The sequence below is a fragment of the Sphingomonas sp. Ag1 genome, assembly GCF_000980895.1.
GTDB lineage: Bacteria > Pseudomonadota > Alphaproteobacteria > Sphingomonadales > Sphingomonadaceae > Sphingomonas > Sphingomonas panaciterrae.
Map to the genome: position 1 here is coordinate 78,049 of NZ_LAZX01000092.1, position 18,919 is coordinate 96,967.

Below are 18,919 nucleotides of genomic sequence, written 5' to 3' on the forward strand. Positions count from 1 at the left end.
CACTGCGCGGCGTATCGGCCGGAGGGGTTGAACGCGTGGTGAACCCCCTCCGGTTCCCGTCAGCCGAAGCGATCGCGGCTCAGAACAGGGTGATGATGCCGACCGTCTCGCCCGTGCCGACCCAGCCTTCGTAGATCATCTTGAACGCAACGAAGACGATCACGGCGAGGCCGATATAGGCGATCCAACGATAGCGGCCGATGATGCGGGCGATGAAATTCGCGGCCAACCCCATCAGCGCGACCGACAGGATCAGGCCAACGACGAGGATGCCGGGATGCTCGCGCGCGGCACCCGCGACGGCGAGAACGTTGTCGAGGCTCATCGACACGTCGGCAATGGCAACCGCCCAGGCGGCCGACGCGAACGACCGCGCGGGCGCGAGGCCCGACCGCTCGTCGCCCTCGATCTCTTCCGAGCCTGCGTTGATGTGCGAATCGGCCCGTAATTCACGCCAGAATTTCCAGCTGACCCACAAGAGCAGCAGGCCGCCGGCAAAGATCAGGCCGACGATTCCCATCAGCCATGTCACCACCAGCGCAAAGGCGATGCGCAGCACGAGGGCGGCGATAATGCCGATCAGGATGACCTTCTTGCGCTGTTCGGCGGGCAGGCCCGCGGCGAGCGCCCCGACGACGACCGCATTGTCGCCGGCCAGCACCAGATCGATCATCAGCACCTGACCGAAGGCGGCCAGCGCCGCAGGCTCGGAGAGGTTCGAAAAATCGGCAAGGATATGCTGCCAGATGTCACCCAGCGAGCCGGGCCCCTGTATGGCAGCAGCCGCTTGAGCAAGAAGAGTGAGGATCAACGCAAAGGCTCCGGCATGGCTGGTGGTGGAACGGTCCTGAACCGCCCCGGTTGCGCCACGTCGTTATCCCAGCGCAACAGCGTCCGCCAGCGTCGGCTGATATCCGCCGATCAGGAGGCACTCCGCCCGCCTCGAACGAACAAAGCCGCGCTTGGCGTCAGTCACGCCCGGTCAGCGCGCGCTCCGGATCGAGCAGGCTGAGGCGAGCGCCCTCTCCTGCGGCGGCCGCGTCGTGCCAGCGCCACAACACGAGGTTACGGCCACCGCGATGCTGCGCCGAGGGAACCAGCGCGCCTTGCGCCCCTGCGGCGATCAGCTTGCTCGCGAGCGCCCAGCTTGGCGGCGTCTTGCGGTCGATCATGTGGATCTGCCGCCACAAGGCAAGGGTGATGGCCGGATCTGCGTCACCGAGGTCAGCGATTGAATCCGCCGCGACGTCAAAGGCGACGAGCGTTCCGGGGCGCACCAGATCCTGGTGCATCTCCTGAATCGCGGTGTTGTAATCCGCCGACAGATACAGCGCCGGCGTGCCGACCGGATTCCAGCGGCCACCGGTCAGGTGCGATCCACTGTCATAGGGGCGCCGCTGCCACCGGACCCCCAGCATGCGCCAGAAGCGTCCGGTGAGCGGGAGAAGCGGCTGGTGCGGCACGGGAGCGTCCGATCGCCCGGGCGAGATCAGGCGTAGCTACCCTGATCCATGCTTTCGAGCGTCCACATGACCGCATCGGCACGGCCGGCCTCCACCAGTTCCTCCGCCGTCTTGCCGAAGCCGGCGATCGGCTGATGCTTGAACCAGATGATCGCCCGCCCCTCGTCGCCCGCCAGTTCCGCGGCGCGCGCGATGATGCGGGCAATCTCGCCCAGCTTCGTCTGCACGGCGGGGCTGTCGGGACGGGCCGCCATGGTGTTGCGGTTCAGATGTGCCAGCTTCGCCAGACGCGACATCGGCAGGCGCAGCCGCTCCGCCATGCGGCGGGGGGCAATCAGGTCCTGGTCGCGGATGTCGTCGAGGAAAGCGGCAAGCATGAGTGCACTCCTTGCCTCATATATGCATCACTATGTGCCTCGGTTCAATGAACCCGGAGATTTCGGGCGGGCGCCGGTCAGGCGTCCACCGCGCCGATGCGCCAGCCATCCCATGTCTGCAGCAGCGCCTGACCATCATCATAAGCGGCGCCCGCCGCCTCACGCGCGGCGCGGCTCGTGCGACTATGCTCGATCATCGACAGCCAGCGTGCGCGCACCGTCGGCACGCGGTCAGGAAGCAGATAGCGGTGCCACAGCCGGGCCACGCGCCGTTCCCGCCACAGCCGCTCCAGCACCGGGCCCACGAGTTCCACGCGCAGCATCGGCGCACGACGACGCAGTTCACTGACGAGATACGGCGGATAGACCTCCGACCGCTCGGCCAGGATGCCAAGGATGGCGAGTTCGACGAGCTGGTCGTCCATCGCGGCGTCTCCGCCGAATGACGTGACGGATCCGGTCATCGGGTCAGCGCGATCAGCTGCGCGAGGCCGTTGACCCCGGTCTTGGCCATCACGGCAGCGCGATGATCCTCGATCGTCTTGGGCGACAGGCCGAGCTGGTCGGCGATCACCTTGTTGGGGTGGCCCAGCACCAGCAGGTCGAACACCTGACGCTCACGCGCGGTCAGCTGTGCGGTCCGCGCGTGCGTCTCGCGGCGCTGGCGGCTCCACGCCACCCCCTCGGCCACGGCCGCGACCAGGCGATCCTCGTCGATCGGCTTTTCCAGATAATCGAGCCCGCCATAGCGGCGCACGGAATCAACGGCGTTGGCGGTGGTCGGCCAGGCGGTCATGAAGACGATCGACGTCGCCGGATCAATCGCGCGCACGCGATCGGCAAAGGCAAAGCCGTCGAGATCACCCATCATCACGTCGGTCACGATGCATTGGGCAGGTGCCGCGGCATAGAGGCCCAGCAGCGCGGCGGGATCGACAAACGCCTGCGCAGCAAAGCCGTGCCGACCGAGCAGGCGCGCCACGCTGGCGCCGAGATCAGCGTCATCATCGACGACATAGACCGGCGTTTCCTTCATTCCGGAACTCCGATCAGCGGCAAGGTGATGGTCGCGCGCACCATCGCATCGCTGCCCGTCTCGCGGGTCAGCGTGCCGCCATGTGCCTCGAGGATCGCACGGGCGACCAGCGTGCCGACTCCCATGCCGGGCTGCGGCGGCAGGTCAGCGCGATGCCGGTTGGCGACGGTGATGATGGCCACCGCGCCCTCCTTGCGCGCGGACAGCACCACCTCCCCGCCCCGGCCGCAGGCCTGGGCGGCGTTGCGGACCAAATTGACCAGCGCCTGGGCAAGCTCGACCTCCTGCCCCTCGATCAGGATGTCCGCGTCCAGCGGCTCAATGGTGATCCTCGCGCCCAGGGCGGTAACCTCCGGGCCGGCGAGCGGCAGGACGCTGTCGAAGAGCGCGGTGAGCGGCAGCGGGGTTGGTTGATCGACGGCACGGCCGCCGTAGCGGCGCAGGCGGCGCACCAGATCAGACAATTGCCTCGCCTTGGCATGAATCAGCGCCGCGGTTTTCTCGACCTCCGGGGAGGCGCCCTGTGCGGATTCATGCAGATGCCGCGCCTCGATCGACAGCGTCGACAGCGGCTGCGAGATTTCGTGGATCACCGCGACCGACATGGCGCGCAGCGTCTTCAGGCGCTCGGCCTGGAAGAGCAGCCGATCACGCCTGGCGAGATCCTCGCGCGCCTGGATCTGCGCGTCGGCGAAGCTGCCGGCGAGATATCCCGCGACCGCGATCGTCGCGAGGCCGAGGTGGAGTTGCAACCGATCGCCGGTGTCCATCGCGCCGGCCGAGAGCGGCAGGACGATCGCCGCCACGCACAGCAGCGCCGCCCAGGCCGCCACACGCCCGAACCGCAGGCCAACCCAGGCAATCGCCACCAGCGCCGGCGCCGGCTGCAGACCAAGGCCGATCCACGCGAGACCGCCGGCCACGCCCAGCCCTGCCAGCAACACCCCGAAGGCCTCGACCAACAGAGCAGGCGACGGTCGTCGCACCGGACGCGCGCTCGGCGCGAGCACGGCGTCGGCCACCCAGAGCAAGGGAGGCGCGACCAGCAGCACGCCAAGAAGATCACCAATGGTGAAGGCGCTGAGCGACAGCACGACGCCGCGCACGTCCGCCACCCCGGTCAGCTCAGGCCGCAACAGCGCCTGCGGCAAGGCAGCAAGCGCGGCCGCGAACGGTGCAGCCACGCTCGCCAGCGCAAACGGCATCGGCGGCGCAAAAAAGGCGTCATCCGCCTTTGCCCCGCGGGTCAGCCACTGGACGGCATAGATCGCCAGGCCATAGGCCAGCGCCGGGCGAACGACGCTCAGCACCACCAAGACCCAGTCCTCACTGCGAAGAACGACCGCGCCCGTTGCGAGATTGGCTGCAAGCTCGACCGCCGCGACCGGCAGGGTGAAACGCACCCCTGCCCGCCAGAGCAAGGCGAAGCGTAGGCCGGCGGCAGGGAACCATAGCGAATAATAGCCATCGCCACCCCAGCGAACCGCGATGGCATGGGCCAGGAGGAACCCGGCCGCGTAGAGGGCAAGAAGCAGCGCATCGGTGCGCAGGCGCGACGCGGTGGGATGCCGGCCTGCCAGCACCGGGGCGCGCCTGTCACCCGGCGCGAAGGAGAGCAAGCGGCTTGCCATTGCCCTTGCCTTGCGCCGGCAGCGAGCGGTTCGCCACCCGGAAAATTCCCGGAGATGAGCGTCTTACCGGGTTTTTCCCGGATGGTGTCCGACGCGCATCAGCGCTGAATGGCGCGGCATGCTCGCTTCATGTGGTGGAGGCGCGTCGCCAACAGGGGGACGGCGCGTATCCGCGGGCGCGGTGCCGAGGGGGAGCGGCACCGCGCCACACCGACATGTTCGGTCGGAGGCTGGCGCACGGCACCTGTAATCTCGCAACCAGGACGGGCGGCCGACAGGCGCCTGCCGCCCCGCCCTGACGGAACCCTTACTGGTTCATACTCGCGAAGAAGTCTTCGTTGGTCTTCGAATCCTTCATTTTGCCCAGCAGGAACTCCATCGCATCGACGGTGCCCATCTGCATCAGGATACGGCGCAGCACCCACATCTTGCTGAGCTTGTCCTTCTCGACCAGCAGCTCTTCCTTGCGCGTGCCGCTCTTCGATACGTCGATCGCCGGGAAGATGCGCTTGTCAGAAACCTTGCGGTCGAGCACGATTTCGGCGTTGCCGGTACCCTTGAACTCTTCGAAGATCACCTCGTCCATGCGGCTGCCGGTGTCGATCAGCGAGGTCGAGATGATGGTGAGGCTGCCGCCTTCCTCGATGTTGCGTGCGGCGCCGAAGAAGCGCTTTGGACGCTGCAGGGCATTCGCGTCGACACCGCCGGTCAGCACCTTGCCCGACGACGGCACAACCGTGTTGTAGGCGCGGCCGAGGCGGGTGATGTTGTCGAGCAGGATCACCACGTCCTTCTTGTGCTCGACCAGGCGCTTGGCCTTTTCGATCACCATTTCGGCCACCGCGACGTGGCGCGTCGCCGGCTCGTCGAAGGTCGAGGACACGACCTCGCCGTTCACCGTGCGCTGCATGTCGGTGACTTCTTCCGGGCGCTCGTCGATGAGCAGCACGATCAGGAACACTTCGGGATGGTTGAGCGAAATCGCGCGGGCGATGTTCTGCATCATCACCGTCTTGCCGACGCGCGGCGGGGCGACGATGAGGCAGCGCTGACCCTTGCCGATCGGCGAGACAAGATCGAGCACGCGGCCGGTCTTGTCCTTCAGCGTCGGATCCTCGATCTCCATCTTCAGCCGCTCTTCGGGATAGAGCGGAGTGAGATTGTCGAAGTTCACGCGGTGACGCACCGCGTCGGGATCATCGAAATTGACGCGAACCAGCTTGGTCAGCGCGAAATAGCGTTCGCCGTCCTTGGGCCCGCGGATCTCGCCCTCGACCGTGTCGCCGGTGCGCAGGCCATGCTTGCGGACCTGGTTAGGCGAGACGTAGATGTCGTCGGGACCGGCGAGATAGTTCGCCTCTGGCGAGCGCAGGAAGCCGAAGCCGTCGGGGAGCACCTCGATCGTGCCCTCGCCCATGATCTGCTCGCCTTCCTCGGCCTGGACCTTGAGGATCGCGAACATCAGGTCCTGCTTGCGCAGGGTGGAGGCGCCCTCGACGCCAAGCTCCTCGGCCAGCTGGACCAGCTCTGCCGGGGCTTTCTTCTTGAGATCTTTGAGATGCATGTTTGAGTCCGATGTGAATCGGTTGGGGAGAAAGCCCGGTCGGCGGAAAAGACGTTCGCGCGGCAACGAGACTGCAAGGAGGCAGCGGGCCGAAAGGCCACACCGTAAGCCGCGACGTAGGAGCGCGTCAGGGCATAGTCAAGCGCGTCCTGCGGCCTTCATCACACCGCGCCCGGCCTGTATCCGGGCGACAAACGGCCTGATTTCGGCCGCTGCCGGCCAAATGTCACGCCAACGGGATCAGAACGGCTTCACCACCGCCAGAATCACGATGATGATGACGGCGAGCGCAGGCACCTCGTTCATCATCCGCAGCCGGCGGCCGGGCCAGGGCGCCTTGCCCACGGCAAGCTTCTTGGCATAGCCGACCATGACCGCCTGATAGCCGGTCAGCAGATAGACGACGAACAGCTTGGCATGGAGCCAGGCGAGGCCCTGGATCGTCACCAGCAGGCCGATGTTGATCGCCAGCGCGAGGCCGATGACCCAGACGGCGATCATTGCAGGCGTCAGGATGATGCGGCGCAGGCGGCCTTCGCGCAGCTTCCAGCGGTCCTCCTCAACGGGGTCGCCGAGGCCATCCTGATGATGGACCAGATAGCGCGGCAGGATGAACAGCCCCGCCATCCAGAAGATGACGAAGATGACGTGCGCGGCCTTCACCCAAAGGTAGTATTCGCCGAGAAATCCTACACCCATCAGCCGTGCGCTCCCGACCCGCCTGCCTCTGATCCGCGTACCCTGGCGATCACCTGCTCGACATGCGCGATCGGCGTGTGCTGATCGATGCCGTGGCCGAGGTTGAAGATATGCGGACGGCGGGGGAAGGCCGCAAGGATGCGGTCGACCGCTGAATCGAGCGCTGCGCCCCCGGCGATGAGCGCGAGCGGATCGAGATTGCCCTGCACCGGCAGCATCTCGGGCAGGTTGGCGTCGGCCCAGGCCGGATCGACGGTTTCATCGAGCCCCAACGCATCGACGCCCGTCTCGCGGGCATAGGCCGGCAACTTGCCCCCTGCCCCCTTCGGAAAGCCGATGATCGGCGTGTCGGGATGGCGCGCCTTAAGCGCCGAGACGATCGCGGCATTGGGCGCGATGACCCAGCGTTCGAACTGTGCGGGCGAGAGCGTGCCGGCCCAGCTGTCGAACAGCTGCACCGCCTCCACCCCGGCGTCGATCTGCGCCGCGAGATAGTCGACCGTGCTGGCGATGATCGCATCGATGATCGCGCCGAACGTGGTGGGATCGCGATAGGCCATGCTGCGCGTTTCGGCCTGGTCGCGGCTGCCCTGCCCGGCGACCATGTAGGTCGCGACCGTCCAGGGCGAGCCAGCAAAGCCGAGGAAGGTGGTTTCGGCCGGCAGCGCGGCGGCGACACGGCGCACGGTGGCGTACACCGGGTCGAGCCGTTCGGGAACCGGTTGCAGCGAAGCGAGCGCGTGATCGACCAGCCGCGGGGTGAGGCGCGGCCCCTCCCCCGGCCCGAAGGTCAGGTCCTGGCCCAGCGCCCAGGGCACCATCAGGATGTCGGAGAAGAGGATCGCGCCGTCGAAACCGAAGCGGCGGATCGGTTGCAGAGTCACCTCGGCGGCTGCCTCCGGATCGGTGGCGAGCGCGAGGAATCCGCCCTTTTCGGCCCGGAGCGCGCGATATTCGGGCAAATAGCGGCCCGCCTGGCGCATGAGCCACATCGGTGGCCGCGCGCGGCGCTGCCCTTTCAGGACATCCAACAGCGGTTTGGAATCGGTTTGGGCGTCCATGCTTCTACTCAAAGTAAGATTCACAGGGTTGTGAGATGATGTTGGCGCGTTGGTGCCGGGGCTTATGCGTTCGTCCCCTGATTGCCAACAGGTTGACCCACGCAGAGTCGCGGACTCCCGGGGATTCGATTCAGCTGTCCCCATTATCCACAGCCTGTGGGTGAAACCATCCGGCGTGGACGGGATTGTGGATAGATGATCGGTTTTCCACGATCCGGTGTCCCGCTTGGCCGGACGCGCCGGTTACGCTACCGCTTATCCCCATGTTATCCACAGATTCATGCCGATGACGGTTAAGCTGCATCTGCACCTTTTGTCGGATTCCACCGGCGAGACGCTGGAGAACATCGCCAAGGCGGCGCTCTCGCAATATGACGACGTGGAAACCGTCCGCCATTTCTGGCCGATGGTGCGCACCGAGGCGCATCTCGACCGCATCCTGCAGGAAATCGCGCAGAACCCGGGGCTGGTGATCTACACGCTGGTCAATCCGGCGACGCGCCGCGCGCTGGAGCAGCGCTGCCAGTCGCTGGGCCTGCCGCTGGTCGCGCCGCTCGATCCGGTCAACGACGCATTGTCCGCGCTGCTCGGGCAGCAGGCCAAGAACAAGCCGGGGCGCCAGCACGTGCTGGACGCGGCCTATTTTGCGCGCGTCGATGCGATCCAGTTCACCATTGCGCATGACGATGGCGTCCTGTGGGAGGAATGGGAGGACGCCGACATCGTGCTGGCCGGCGTCTCGCGATCGTCCAAGACGCCGACGTCGATCTATCTCGCCAATCGCGGGTTCAAGGTCGCCAATATCCCGATCGTGGTGGAAAGCCCGCCGCCCGCGAGCCTGTTCACGCTGAAGAACCCGCTGATCGTCGGGCTGACCACCAGCCCCGACCGGCTGATCCAGGTGCGGCGCAACCGCTTGCTGTCGCTGAACCAGGCGCCCGAGACATCCTACGTCGATCAGGAAGCGGTGATCCACGAGCTGAGCTATGCCCGGCGCATGTTCGCCGACCATGGCTGGCCGGTGATCGACGTCACCCGCCGCTCGATCGAGGAAACGGCCGCCGCCGTCATTTCCTTGTTCAACGAGCGCGCGGGCGGCACCGGCATGATGGAACGCTGAAGGAATAAAGACGCCGTGACGCCTGCTGCCCCCGGTTCGAGCGCGCTGACGCTTGTGCTTGCCTCCCAATCCGCCTCGCGCATGGCGATGCTGACCGCCGCCGGCGTGCCGTTCCACGCCGAGCCGGCGATGGTGGACGAGGATGCCGCCAAGGCGGCGCTGGGCGCGATCGCCCCGCGCGACCTGGCCGATGCGCTGGCCGAGATGAAGGCGCTGAAAGTGTCGCAGCGCCATCCGCAGGCACTGGTGCTGGGGTCGGATAGCCTGGCGGTGCTGGAGGATGGCACGATCCTGTCCAAGCCGGAAAGCCGCGAGGACGCTGCGCGCCACCTGGCGATGATGTCGGGCAAGCGCCACGATCTCGTCAGCGCGGCGGTGATTGCCGAGGGCGGCCGGCCGGTGTGGCGCCATGTCGATCGTGCGCGGATGATGGTGCGGCCGCTGTCCGAGGCCTTTATCGACACCTATCTCGACGCCGAATGGCCGGCGATTTCGGGCTGCGTCGGCTGCTACCGGATCGAGGGGCCGGGCGCGCAATTGTTCAGCCGGATCGAGGGCAGCCAGTTCACCGTGCTGGGCATGCCCCTGTTGCCGGTCCTCTCTTACTTGCGTGAACGGAGCGTGTTGCCGGCATGACCAGGCCCTATGCCGAAGTGATCGGGGATCCGATCGCCCATTCCAAGTCGCCGATCATCCACGGCTTCTGGCTCGAGAAGCTGGGGATCGACGCCGAGTATCGCGCGACGCGCGTCACCAGCGATGACCTGCCGCGCTTCATTGCCGAGCGGCGCGCCGATCCGGCGTGGCGCGGGTGCAACGTGACCATCCCGCACAAGGTGGCGATGCTCGACCTGGTCGATGACCCTGGCGGGGTGCGCGACAGTATCGGTGCGATGAACACGGTGGTGCGGCAGGGGCCGGACACGCTGTTCGGGACCAATACCGATGCCGCGGGTTTCTATGCGCCGATCGCCGACGTGGACCTGACCGGCGCGCCGGTGGCGATCGTCGGCGCGGGCGGGGCGGCGCGCGCGGTGCTGTTCGCGCTGTCACGGATGAACGTCGGACCGGTGACGATCCTCAACCGATCGCCGCTGAAGGCAGCGGCGTTGCTGAGCCGGTTCGGGTTGAAGGGCGAGGTGCTGCCGCTGACCGGGCGGCTGCCGGCGGCGAAGCTGCTGGTCAACACCAGCGCGCTGGGGATGGAGGGGCAGCCGCCGCTCGACCTCGACCTGCTGCCGCTCCCCGCCGACGCGCTGGTCTATGACATCGTCTATGCGCCGCTGCACACGCCATTGCTCGATGCGGCCGAGGCGCGCGGGCTGGAGACGATCGACGGGCTGGAAATGCTGGTCGGGCAGGCGGCGGCGGCGTTCGAATTGTTCTTCGACCAGCCGGCGCCGCGCGAGCATGACGCCGAATTGCGCGCGCGGCTGATCGGCGGCGACGCCTGACGGCACGATGAAGCGCCGCCGCACGGGCGGGCGATGAGGGGAGAAAAGGGAATGCTGAAAGTGGGGCTCACCGGATCGATCGGCATGGGCAAGTCCACCGTCGCGGCAATGTTTGCCGACGAAGGCATCCCCGTGTTCGATGCCGATGCCGAGGTGCACAAGCTGCAGGGGCCGGCCGGCCGCGTTGTCGCGGCGATCGAGGCGCGCTTTCCCGGCACGACCGGCGCGCAGGGGGTCAATCGCACCGCGCTGGCCGAGGCGGTGCTTGGCGATGATGCGGCGATGAAGGCGCTGGAGGCGATCGTCCACCCGGCGGTGGGAGAGGAGCGGGCAGCGTTCCTGGCGGCCAATGCCGAGGCGCCGGTGGTCATCTTCGACGTGCCGCTGTTGTTCGAGACCGGCGGGCAGCGCGCGATGGACAAGGTGGTGGTCGTTTCCGCCGCCCCCGAGGTGCAGCGCGCCCGAACCTTGCAGCGGCCGGGCATGTCGGAAGCGAAGCTCGACGCGATCCTGGCGCGGCAGGTGCCCGACGCCGACAAGCGCGCGCAGGCCGATTTCGTCATCCCGACTGACGTCCCCATCGAGGAAACACGTAGCCATGTTCGCCGGGTGATCGCTTGCCTGAACGAGGTGGAAGTCCGATAATCAGCGCATGCGCGAAATCGTCTTCGACACCGAAACCACCGGTTTCACCTTTGGCGAGGACCGGATGGTCGAGATCGGCTGTGTCGAGCTGATCAACCGCTGCGAAACGGGGCGCACCTTTCACGCCTATTTCCATCCCGAGCGCACGATGCCGCCGGGCGCGTTCGCGATCCACGGCCTGTCCGACGCGTTTCTCGCCGACAAGCCGCTGTTCCCCGCGGTGGCGGAGGAGCTGATCGCCTTTGTCGGCGATGCGCCGCTGATCGCGCACAATGCCTCGTTCGACTTCGGCTTTCTCAATGGCGAACTGGGGCGGTGCGGGCGCGACCTGATTTGCACCAGCCGGATGGTCGACACGCTGGCGATCGCCAAGCAGCGCCATCCCGGCGCGAAGCTGACGCTGGACGCCTTGTGCTCGCGCTATGGCATCGACCGGTCGCACCGCGTGCTGCACGGCGCATTGCTCGACGCGCAACTGCTGGCGCAGGTCTATGTCGAGCTGATGGGCGGGCGGCAGATCGGCCTGTCGCTGGTCAGCGATCTGGTGGTGGAGGAGGTGGCCGTCGCCGACGCTCCGCCGCGCCCGGTGCGCGCCCCGCGGCATTTCGCACCCAGCGATGCGGAACTTACCGCCCATTCAGCGTTCATGACAAAGATCAAGAATCCGATCTGGGGGGCCGCGGCGTCCGGTTGACGCCCAACGCACCGGCGCAAGCACGCCGGGCCAGCAATGGAGAATGAGTCGATGGAAATCCGGGTATCTGGTCACCAGGTGGAAACGGGTGATGCGCTGAAGGATCATGTCGACACTCGGCTGCAAGGCATGGCCGAGAAATATTTCAGTCGCGCGATTTCGGCGCAGGTGACATTTGGCCAGGGACCCAATGGCGGGTTCAGTTGCGACATCGTCGCGCATGTCATGCAGGGACTGGTGCTGAAGGGCCGGCATGACGCGCCGGACGCGCACCTCGCCTTTGACGGTGCGGCGGAGAAGATCGAGAAGCAGCTGCGCCGCTACATGCGCCGGCTGAAGGACCGCAACGCCGGGCAGGCGCAGGCGCTGGCGGAGAATGGCGCCTACGACAATCTGGACAATGCCGGGTACACGCTGTTCGCCGAGCGGATCGGCGAGGACGAGGAACAGGACGCCCCGCTGATCATCGCCGAAACGCGCGTCGACGTGCCCGATGCGACCGTGTCCGACGCGGTGATGATGCTCGACCTGCGCAACACCAATGCGCTTTTGTTCAAGAACAGCGGGACGGGCTCGTACAACATGGTCTATCGGCGCGGCGACGGGACGATCGGCTGGGTCGAGCCGCAACGAGCGGGGTAACGCCGACTACGATGGCGAGCGATTTGAGTGACCTCCTCCACCCCGACCTGGTCGTGGTCGGGGTGATGGCGAACAACAAGAAGATCCTGTTCCAGCAGCTGGGCGCGCTTGCCGGCCCGCCGCTGGGGCTGGATCCCAGCATGGTAACCAATGCGCTCGCCGAGCGTGAGAAGCTGGGCTCGACCGGCTTTGGCGGCGGCGTGGCGATCCCGCATGCGCGGCTGCCGGGGCTGTCGCGCATCGTGGCGATCGTCGCGCGGCTGGCGCAACCGATCGAGTTCAACGCGATCGACGACATGCCGGTCGACATCGTCGTCGGGATGCTGTCCCCCGCCAGCGCGGGAGCGGATCATCTGAAGGCGCTGGCGCGAGTTTCGGGCCGGTTCCGCGACCATGGCTTCGTCGCCAAGCTGCGCGGCGCGGGATCGCGCGATGCGATCTACGCCCTGCTGACGGCGGACGAGCCGGGGATGGGCCGGGATGCAGCCTGAAGGCGCCGAGGCGCATCATCGCGCGCTGGAATCGCTTTATGCGGCGGCGCCGATCAACCGCCTGTTCGCGTCCACCCTGTCGATTCCCGAGCCCGGCGTGGCGCGGATCAGTTTCGAGGTGACGCGCGATCATTACCATGCCGCCGGCGCGGCGCATGGCACGACCTATTTCAAGATGCTGGACGATGCGGCTTTCTACGCCTGCAACAGCCTGATCACCGATCGTTTCCTGCTGACCACGCAGTTCAACCTGCTGCTGACCCGCCCGCTGTCGGCGGGGCCGGTGGTCGCCGAAGGACGCTGGGTCAACGGCCAGCGGCGCGTGTTCGTCGGGGACGCGCGCCTGATCACGGCGGATGGCGAGGAGGTCGCGCGCGGCACCGGCACCTTCATGCGCAGCCGAATCGCGCTGGCCAGCCTGCCCGGTTATCGCAGCGCCTGACCCTATGACACGCCGCCTGCCCACCCATCTGCTGGTCGCGGCGCTGATCCGCCGCGTCAACGATGCGGGGGGAATCGCCGTCGTGCGGGCGCGCGGGGATGCCGATGCCGGCGCGATCCTGATCATCCTGGAGCGCGAAAACACCGTCGTCGAACGTGCGATCGGGCCCGACGGCGGGGACATTCTGGTCGAGAGCGGGCCCGGCGCGACGCGGGACGAGTCGATCGAGGATTATTGGAAACGGCGGCGCCAGCGCGATCCCGATCTATGGGTAGTGGCTCTGGACGTCGCGGACTCACAACGGTTCGCCGCTGAAACGATCCTGGCTTGATTGACTCGCCGCGCGGCCGGGGCAAATCCCGCCAGCATAGTTTCAAAGCGTTGTGCCGCGGTGGGTGCGATCCACATCGGTGACGCAGTCGGGGGGGTCCCGGTCGTTCGCTGTTTCCACGGAAACCCGGTCGTGTCCGCGTAACCACCGCACTTGAATGTAGAAGATGTCGTTTCTTTCGCGGGCCGCGCTTGCCGCAGCCATGACGATCACCTTTTTCGGCCTGACTGCGCAGAGCACGGCCGGACTGGCTGCCGAGGTTGAGCACATGCTCCCCCAGCCGAACGCTACCGCACCGATGACCGCGACGGTTTTCACGCCGACGCCGACGACGGTACAGGTTCCCAATCCTACCGACCTCGCCGATGATGAACTCGCGAACGAGGAAACGGTTGCATATCCGTCGCTTGCCGCCGCCGTGGCTGCCCAGTCGACCCATGATGGCGACGATGAGGCGCTGCAGTGCCTGGCCGGTGCGATCTACTTCGAAACCCGCGGTGAGCCGCTGTCGGGCCAGCTGGCAGTGGCCGAGGTCATCCTGAACCGCGCCAAGTCGGGCCGTTTCCCCTCGGACGTCTGTGACGTGATCACGCAGCGTGGCCAGTTCGGCTTCGTGCGTGGCGGCCGCATCCCGTCGATCAACGAGGACAGCAAGGCCTATCGTACCGCCGTCGCGGTGGCGAAGGTCGCGCTGAACGACGCATGGGACGATCAGGCCGGTCCGGCGCTGTATTTCAACCGTGGCCGTCCGCCCGCATCGGGGCTGAAGAAGGTCGCGTCGATCGGCAACCACATCTTCTGGCGCTGAGCCGCCGTTGATGCCGATTGCGGGCTGAGCCCTTCTCATTGTTCCTGCAATGTTCTATGAAGCGGGCGTGCTGACCACGCCCGCTTCTTGCGTTGACGATCCCGATTCGCCGCTGTGCGCCGCCGATGTGGCGCGCGGGGTGACGCGATTGCTGCTGCGCCACGAACTTGTCGCCATGCCCGAGGTGCCGCTGGACGGCGGGCGGCGCGTCGACCTGATGGCGCTCGACGTGCGCGGCCAGATCACGATCATCGAGATCAAGGTGTCGCGCGCCGACCTGCTTGGCGACAACAAGTGGCAGGAATATCTGCCGCATTGCGACCGCTTCTTCTGGGCGGTGCCGGCGGGGTTCGATCACGGGCCGATTGCTGGCCCCGCCTTCCTGCCCGAGCGTACCGGGCTGATCGTCGCCGATCGTTATGACGCGGCGGTGGTGCGCGAGGCCAAGATCGAGGCGATGAGCACCCATGGGCGCAAGAAATGCACGCTCGCCTTTGCCCGGCGCGCGGCGCGGCGGCTGATCGCCCAGGTCGATCCCGACGCGATCCAGGGCTGGTAGGCCAGCCGCGGTTCCAGGCTGGTAAGCCGCACACGGCGCCCGGCTGGTAGCCATACACGGCATAGCGTTGCTGTTGCCCCCTGACGGATTCGTCATTTGCCTCCACCGCCGTGACGGCGCAGGACATTTGCGATGAGCGAGGGGGCGTCATGAGCGGGGCGGCGGGGGAGGGGCACCGGCCCCCCGATCCGCTGCGGGCGCGCTTTGCCGCCGCAGCGGCGCAGCATGAGCGGCACCGGCTGGCCACGTGCGAGCGGCTCGACACCCTGTTCGATGAGGGCACGATGATGCCGATCGCGGTCGGCGCGGGCGTGATCACCGCCGCCGGGCTGGTCGGCGGGCAGCGCGTGATGGCCTTTGCGCAGGACGTGACCGACCAGGGCGGGATCGCCACTGCCGATCAGGCCGCGCACATGGCAGAATTGCTGGCGCGGGCGCAGGCGGCGCAGGCGCCGGTCGTCGGCCTGTATGATTCGGGCGGGCTCGCGCTGGACGAGGCGCAGGCGGCGCTGGCCGGACAGGCGACGATCCTTCACGCATTGGCGAATGGCGGCCGCCGGCGTGTGCCGCATCTGGCGCTGGTGTTCGGCGATGCGATCGGCGCGGCAGCCTTCGCCCCGGCGATGGCGCATCTCACCTTCATGCTGGAGCGCGCGAGCCGGCTGTATGTGTCGGGGCCCGACGTGCTGCGCGACGCCACCGGCGAATTGGCGACGGCGGAGGCGCTGGGCGGGGCGATGCTCCACGCAACCACCAGCGGGATTGCGGATCGCATCTTTGCCGATGAGATCGAGCTGCTGTTCGCCGCGCGGATGGCGATTGGCCTGTTGGTGCGCGACGTCGCACCATCGGTTGATCCAGCCACCCGGGTCGCGGCGCATCTCGATACGCTGGTGCCGGCGGATCCGGCCGAACCCTATGACATGCGCGAACTGGTGCAGGCGATCTGCGATGATCGCGCGTGGCTCGAGCTTCAGCCCGATCGTGGCGGCGGGATGCTGTGCGGGATCGCCCGCATTGGTGGCCGCAGCATCGGCATCATGGCGAACCAGCCGATCGTGGCGGGCGGGGTGATCGACCGTGCCGGCATCGCCAAGGCGACGCGGCTGGCGGCGCTATGTGCCACCTGCCGGTTGCCGATCGTGACGCTGGTTGATTCGCCCGGGTTGATGCCGGGCGCGCAGGAGGAGGCGGGCGGGATCGTCGCGGCGGGCGCGGCGCTGCTGGCGACGGTTGCGCGTGCCGACGTGCCGGTGATCACCGTCGTCACGCGGCGGGCAACCGGGCCGGCGTGGCTGATGATGGCGCCGCGCGGCGCGGGCGGCGCGCGCTTCGCCTGGCCGACCGCGGAGATCGCCGCGATGAACGCCGCTGGCGCCGCGCGGCTGCTGCTGCGCCACGGTGATGATGCGGCGACACGCGAGAAAGTGCGTGACTATGCCGCCAGCATCGCTGATCCGGTCAATGCCGTAGCGTCAGGCATCGTCGATGCGGTGATCCGCCCCGCCGATACGCGGGGCGCGATCGCACTGGCGCTGGCGCGCCATGATGCGCAAGGTTCCGGCAGATCACTGCCACACCCGGATCCCCAGGGGAGCGGGACATTGAAGGAGAGAGACCGAAATGGCTGATTACGAAACGATCCTGACCGAAAAGAAGGGCGACGTCCTGGTCATCACGCTCAACCGTCCCGAGCGGCTGAACGCGGCGTCGATCCAGCTGGCGGAGGATCTGACGGTCGCGCTGTACGATCTTCAGGGGGCGCGCGCCGTGCTGCTGACCGGCGGGGGCCGGGCATTCTGTTCGGGTGCCGACCTGCAGGCGCGCGGCGGCGGGGAAACCCGCATCAAGGGCGGCGACACCAGCCACCGGGCATTGATGAACTTCTACAACCCGCTGATGAGCCAGATCCTGAACCTGTCGGTGCCGGTGGTGACCGCAGTGAACGGTCCGGCGGCCGGCGTCGGCTGCTCCATGGGCCTGGCGGGTGACTTCGTGTTCGCGGGCAAGAGCGCCTATTTCCTGCAGGCGTTCGTCAACATCGGCCTCGTGCCCGACGGCGGTTCGACCTGGCTGCTGGCCAAGACGATCGGCAAGGCGCGCGCGACTCAGATGATGATGCTGGGCGAGCGGATCAGCGCCGAGCAGGCCGAGCAATGGGGCCTGATCTACAAGGCGGTCGATGATGCCGTGCTGATGGACGAGGCGCTGGCGCTGGCGACGCGCCTGGCGGCCGGCCCGACGGTCGCGCTGTCGGCGATGCGCCGCAACATCATGACGGCGCTCGACGGCACGTTCGACCAGGTGCTGCGCGCCGAGGCCGAGGGCCAGCGGCTGGCGGGCGGATCGGAGGATTCGCGCGAGGGCGGCATGAGCTTCCTCGAAAAGCGCAAGCCCGTGTTCAAGGGGCGGTGAACCGTTGGCGGCCGCCGTGCCGCCAGTGAACATCCATGGCGTTCCGGTGCGTTGAGCATCGGAACCGCTATGGAGACGATGATGATCAGGATGCTCACCCTTGCGACCGCGGCGACGCTGTCGATGGCGGCGCCGGCCGGCGCGCAGACCCAGGCGAGCATGAACGCGCAGGCCGCACAGGACCTGCGCCGCGCCGATGCGGCGCTCAACGCCCAGTGGAAGCGCACCTATGCGCAGATGAAGCAGCGCGATGCGCGCGGCGGGGCGGGTGGTTTCGGCTATGCGGCGGCGACGCTTGCCAGCCAGCGCGCGTGGCTGCAATTCCGCGACAAGCAATGCGTGATCGAGGGTGGCGAGTTCGCGGGCGGATCGCTGCAGGCGATGACGCGTGCGCAATGCCTGACCCGGCTCACCCAGGAGCGGACGGCGCAATTGAGGAACATGATGTGGACACGTTGAACCGGACGCACGCGAGCCCCAGCGACGGGACCCGCACCGACTGGACCCGCGAGGAAATCGCCGCGCTGTTCGACCTGCCGTTCGACGAGCTGATGTGGCAGGCGCAGGGCGTCCACCGCGCGCATCACGCGGCCGGGCAAGTGCAATTGTGCACGCTGCTGTCGATCAAGACCGGCGGCTGCCCGGAGGATTGCGGCTATTGCTCGCAATCCGTGCATGCCGACAGCGGGGTGAAGGCGACCAAGCTGATGGACGTGCGCGCCGTGCTGCAACGCGCGGCCGAGGCACGCGATGCGGGCAGCCAGCGGTTCTGCATGGGTGCGGCGTGGCGCAATCCCAAGGACCGCGACATGGACGCGATCGTCGCGATGATCGAGGGCGTTCGCGCGATGGGCATGGAAACGTGCATGACGCTGGGCATGCTGACGCCCGAACAGGCGGAGCGGCTGAGCCACGCGGGGCTCGATTATTATAACCACAATATCGACACCGCACCGGAGCACTATGGCGAGGTGATCACCACGCGCAGCTTCGACGAGCGGCTCGACACGCTGGCGCATGTGCGCGACGCCGGGATCAACGTGTGCTGCGGCGGGATCGTCGGGATGGGGGAGACGCGCGCCGATCGCGTCGGGTTCGTCCATGCGCTCGCCACGCTGCCGCGCCATCCGGAAAGCGTGCCGGTCAACGCATTGGTGCCGGTGAAGGGCACGGTGCTGGGTGACATGCTGGCCGATACGCCGCTGGCGAAGATCGACGATATCGAATTTGTCCGTACTGTCGCCGTCGCGCGCATCACCATGCCGCGCAGCATGGTGCGCCTGTCTGCCGGGCGTGAATCGATGAGCGAGGCGACCCAGGCGCTGTGCTTCATGGCCGGCGCCAATTCGATCTTCACCGGCGACAAACTGCTGACCGCGGGCAATCGCGGCGACAGCGCCGACGCCTCGCTGTTCGCCAAGCTGGGACTGCAGCCGATGGTGGCGGAGGAGCCGATGCGGGTGTGCGAAGCGGCTGCCTGACCAGGC

24 protein-coding genes are annotated in these 18,919 nt (G+C 67.3%); 15 read left to right on the forward strand and 9 right to left on the reverse strand.

Features of this window, described 5'->3' with window-relative positions; all coding sequences use genetic code 11:
* Nucleotides 1–79 precede the first annotated feature (79 nt).
* The 9 genes from XM50_RS11125 to hemE form a co-directional block, all read right to left on the reverse strand.
* Nucleotides 80–811, reverse strand: coding sequence for a TerC family protein (locus tag XM50_RS11125; RefSeq protein WP_417158988.1), 732 nt, complete (start codon nucleotides 809–811; stop codon nucleotides 80–82).
* A 157-nt stretch (nucleotides 812–968) separates the two neighbouring features.
* A complete protein-coding gene (locus XM50_RS11130) occupies nucleotides 969–1,463 on the reverse strand; it encodes an RES family NAD+ phosphorylase (RefSeq protein ID WP_231621948.1) in 495 nt (164 codons plus the stop codon).
* 26 nt (nucleotides 1,464–1,489) lie between these two features.
* The gene (locus XM50_RS11135) at nucleotides 1,490–1,840 is read right to left on the reverse strand and encodes a hypothetical protein (RefSeq protein WP_046409449.1); all 351 of its coding nucleotides are present in this window, start codon (nucleotides 1,838–1,840) and stop codon (nucleotides 1,490–1,492) included.
* A gap of 77 nt (nucleotides 1,841–1,917) precedes the next feature.
* Nucleotides 1,918–2,265 (reverse strand): hypothetical protein, encoded by a 348-nt coding sequence (locus tag XM50_RS11140; protein WP_125945326.1) that lies wholly within the window; start codon nucleotides 2,263–2,265, stop codon nucleotides 1,918–1,920.
* A 35-nt stretch (nucleotides 2,266–2,300) separates the two neighbouring features.
* Nucleotides 2,301–2,876, reverse strand: a complete 576-nt coding sequence (locus tag XM50_RS11145) for a response regulator transcription factor (RefSeq protein WP_046409452.1) — start codon at nucleotides 2,874–2,876, stop codon at nucleotides 2,301–2,303.
* Nucleotides 2,873–4,507, reverse strand: coding sequence for an ATP-binding protein (locus tag XM50_RS11150; RefSeq protein WP_052742549.1), 1,635 nt, complete (start codon nucleotides 4,505–4,507; stop codon nucleotides 2,873–2,875). The genes XM50_RS11145 and XM50_RS11150 overlap by 4 nt, the downstream gene beginning before the upstream one ends.
* A gap of 307 nt (nucleotides 4,508–4,814) precedes the next feature.
* Nucleotides 4,815–6,071 (reverse strand): transcription termination factor Rho, encoded by a 1,257-nt coding sequence (gene rho / locus XM50_RS11155; RefSeq protein WP_046409453.1) that lies wholly within the window; start codon nucleotides 6,069–6,071, stop codon nucleotides 4,815–4,817.
* Between the two features lie 240 nt (nucleotides 6,072–6,311).
* Entirely contained in the window at nucleotides 6,312–6,770 is a 459-nt protein-coding gene (locus XM50_RS11160; protein WP_046409455.1) for a CopD family protein, read from the reverse strand.
* Nucleotides 6,770–7,831 carry a uroporphyrinogen decarboxylase gene (hemE, locus tag XM50_RS11165; RefSeq protein ID WP_046409456.1) on the reverse strand — a complete coding sequence of 354 codons (1,062 nt, stop codon included), beginning with the start codon at nucleotides 7,829–7,831 and terminating at the stop codon, nucleotides 6,770–6,772. The genes XM50_RS11160 and hemE overlap by 1 nt, the downstream gene beginning before the upstream one ends.
* Before the next feature lie 286 nt (nucleotides 7,832–8,117).
* On the opposite strand from hemE, the gene XM50_RS11170 reads away from it, so the two are divergent.
* The 15 genes from XM50_RS11170 to bioB all read left to right on the forward strand — a co-directional run bounded on the left by XM50_RS11170 (nucleotide 8,118) and on the right by bioB (nucleotide 18,913).
* On the forward strand, nucleotides 8,118–8,951 hold the full coding sequence (locus tag XM50_RS11170; protein WP_046409657.1) for a pyruvate, water dikinase regulatory protein: 834 nt from the start codon (nucleotides 8,118–8,120) through the stop codon (nucleotides 8,949–8,951).
* Nucleotides 8,952–8,996: 45 nt separating this feature from the next.
* Nucleotides 8,997–9,587 carry a Maf family protein gene (locus tag XM50_RS11175; RefSeq protein WP_082103015.1) on the forward strand — a complete coding sequence of 197 codons (591 nt, stop codon included), beginning with the start codon at nucleotides 8,997–8,999 and terminating at the stop codon, nucleotides 9,585–9,587.
* Entirely contained in the window at nucleotides 9,584–10,405 is an 822-nt protein-coding gene (gene aroE, locus XM50_RS11180; RefSeq protein WP_046409458.1) for a shikimate dehydrogenase, read from the forward strand. The genes XM50_RS11175 and aroE overlap by 4 nt, the downstream gene beginning before the upstream one ends.
* 51 nt (nucleotides 10,406–10,456) lie before the next feature.
* Nucleotides 10,457–11,050: a dephospho-CoA kinase gene (gene coaE / locus XM50_RS11185; protein ID WP_046409460.1), complete on the forward strand. Its 594-nt coding sequence runs from the start codon at nucleotides 10,457–10,459 to the stop codon at nucleotides 11,048–11,050.
* 7 nt (nucleotides 11,051–11,057) lie between these two features.
* Complete coding sequence (gene dnaQ / locus XM50_RS11190) at nucleotides 11,058–11,744, forward strand: DNA polymerase III subunit epsilon (protein WP_046409462.1); 687 nt, start codon at nucleotides 11,058–11,060, stop codon at nucleotides 11,742–11,744.
* A gap of 51 nt (nucleotides 11,745–11,795) precedes the next feature.
* Nucleotides 11,796–12,386, forward strand: a complete 591-nt coding sequence (gene hpf, locus XM50_RS11195; protein ID WP_046409660.1) for a ribosome hibernation-promoting factor, HPF/YfiA family — start codon at nucleotides 11,796–11,798, stop codon at nucleotides 12,384–12,386.
* Between the two features lie 11 nt (nucleotides 12,387–12,397).
* Entirely contained in the window at nucleotides 12,398–12,877 is a 480-nt protein-coding gene (locus XM50_RS11200; protein WP_046409464.1) for a PTS sugar transporter subunit IIA, read from the forward strand.
* A complete protein-coding gene (locus XM50_RS11205; protein ID WP_046409466.1) occupies nucleotides 12,867–13,319 on the forward strand; it encodes a PaaI family thioesterase in 453 nt (150 codons plus the stop codon). Before XM50_RS11200 ends, XM50_RS11205 begins: the two co-directional genes overlap by 11 nt.
* A 4-nt stretch (nucleotides 13,320–13,323) precedes the next feature.
* Complete coding sequence (locus XM50_RS11210) at nucleotides 13,324–13,650, forward strand: DUF1491 family protein (RefSeq protein WP_046409468.1); 327 nt, start codon at nucleotides 13,324–13,326, stop codon at nucleotides 13,648–13,650.
* 166 nt (nucleotides 13,651–13,816) lie between these two features.
* The gene (locus XM50_RS11215) at nucleotides 13,817–14,458 is read left to right on the forward strand and encodes a cell wall hydrolase (RefSeq protein WP_046409470.1); all 642 of its coding nucleotides are present in this window, start codon (nucleotides 13,817–13,819) and stop codon (nucleotides 14,456–14,458) included.
* Between the two features lie 49 nt (nucleotides 14,459–14,507).
* Complete coding sequence (locus XM50_RS11220; protein WP_046409472.1) at nucleotides 14,508–15,017, forward strand: MmcB family DNA repair protein; 510 nt, start codon at nucleotides 14,508–14,510, stop codon at nucleotides 15,015–15,017.
* A gap of 149 nt (nucleotides 15,018–15,166) precedes the next feature.
* On the forward strand, nucleotides 15,167–16,648 hold the full coding sequence (locus XM50_RS11225; RefSeq protein WP_052742550.1) for a carboxyl transferase domain-containing protein: 1,482 nt from the start codon (nucleotides 15,167–15,169) through the stop codon (nucleotides 16,646–16,648).
* Nucleotides 16,641–17,432, forward strand: a complete 792-nt coding sequence (locus tag XM50_RS11230; protein WP_046409474.1) for an enoyl-CoA hydratase-related protein — start codon at nucleotides 16,641–16,643, stop codon at nucleotides 17,430–17,432. Before XM50_RS11225 ends, XM50_RS11230 begins: the two co-directional genes overlap by 8 nt.
* Nucleotides 17,433–17,513: 81 nt before the next feature.
* The gene (locus XM50_RS11235; protein ID WP_231621949.1) at nucleotides 17,514–17,891 is read left to right on the forward strand and encodes a lysozyme inhibitor LprI family protein; all 378 of its coding nucleotides are present in this window, start codon (nucleotides 17,514–17,516) and stop codon (nucleotides 17,889–17,891) included.
* A complete protein-coding gene (gene bioB / locus XM50_RS11240) occupies nucleotides 17,879–18,913 on the forward strand; it encodes a biotin synthase BioB (RefSeq protein ID WP_231621950.1) in 1,035 nt (344 codons plus the stop codon). The genes XM50_RS11235 and bioB overlap by 13 nt, the downstream gene beginning before the upstream one ends.
* Nucleotides 18,914–18,919: the final 6 nt, after the last annotated feature.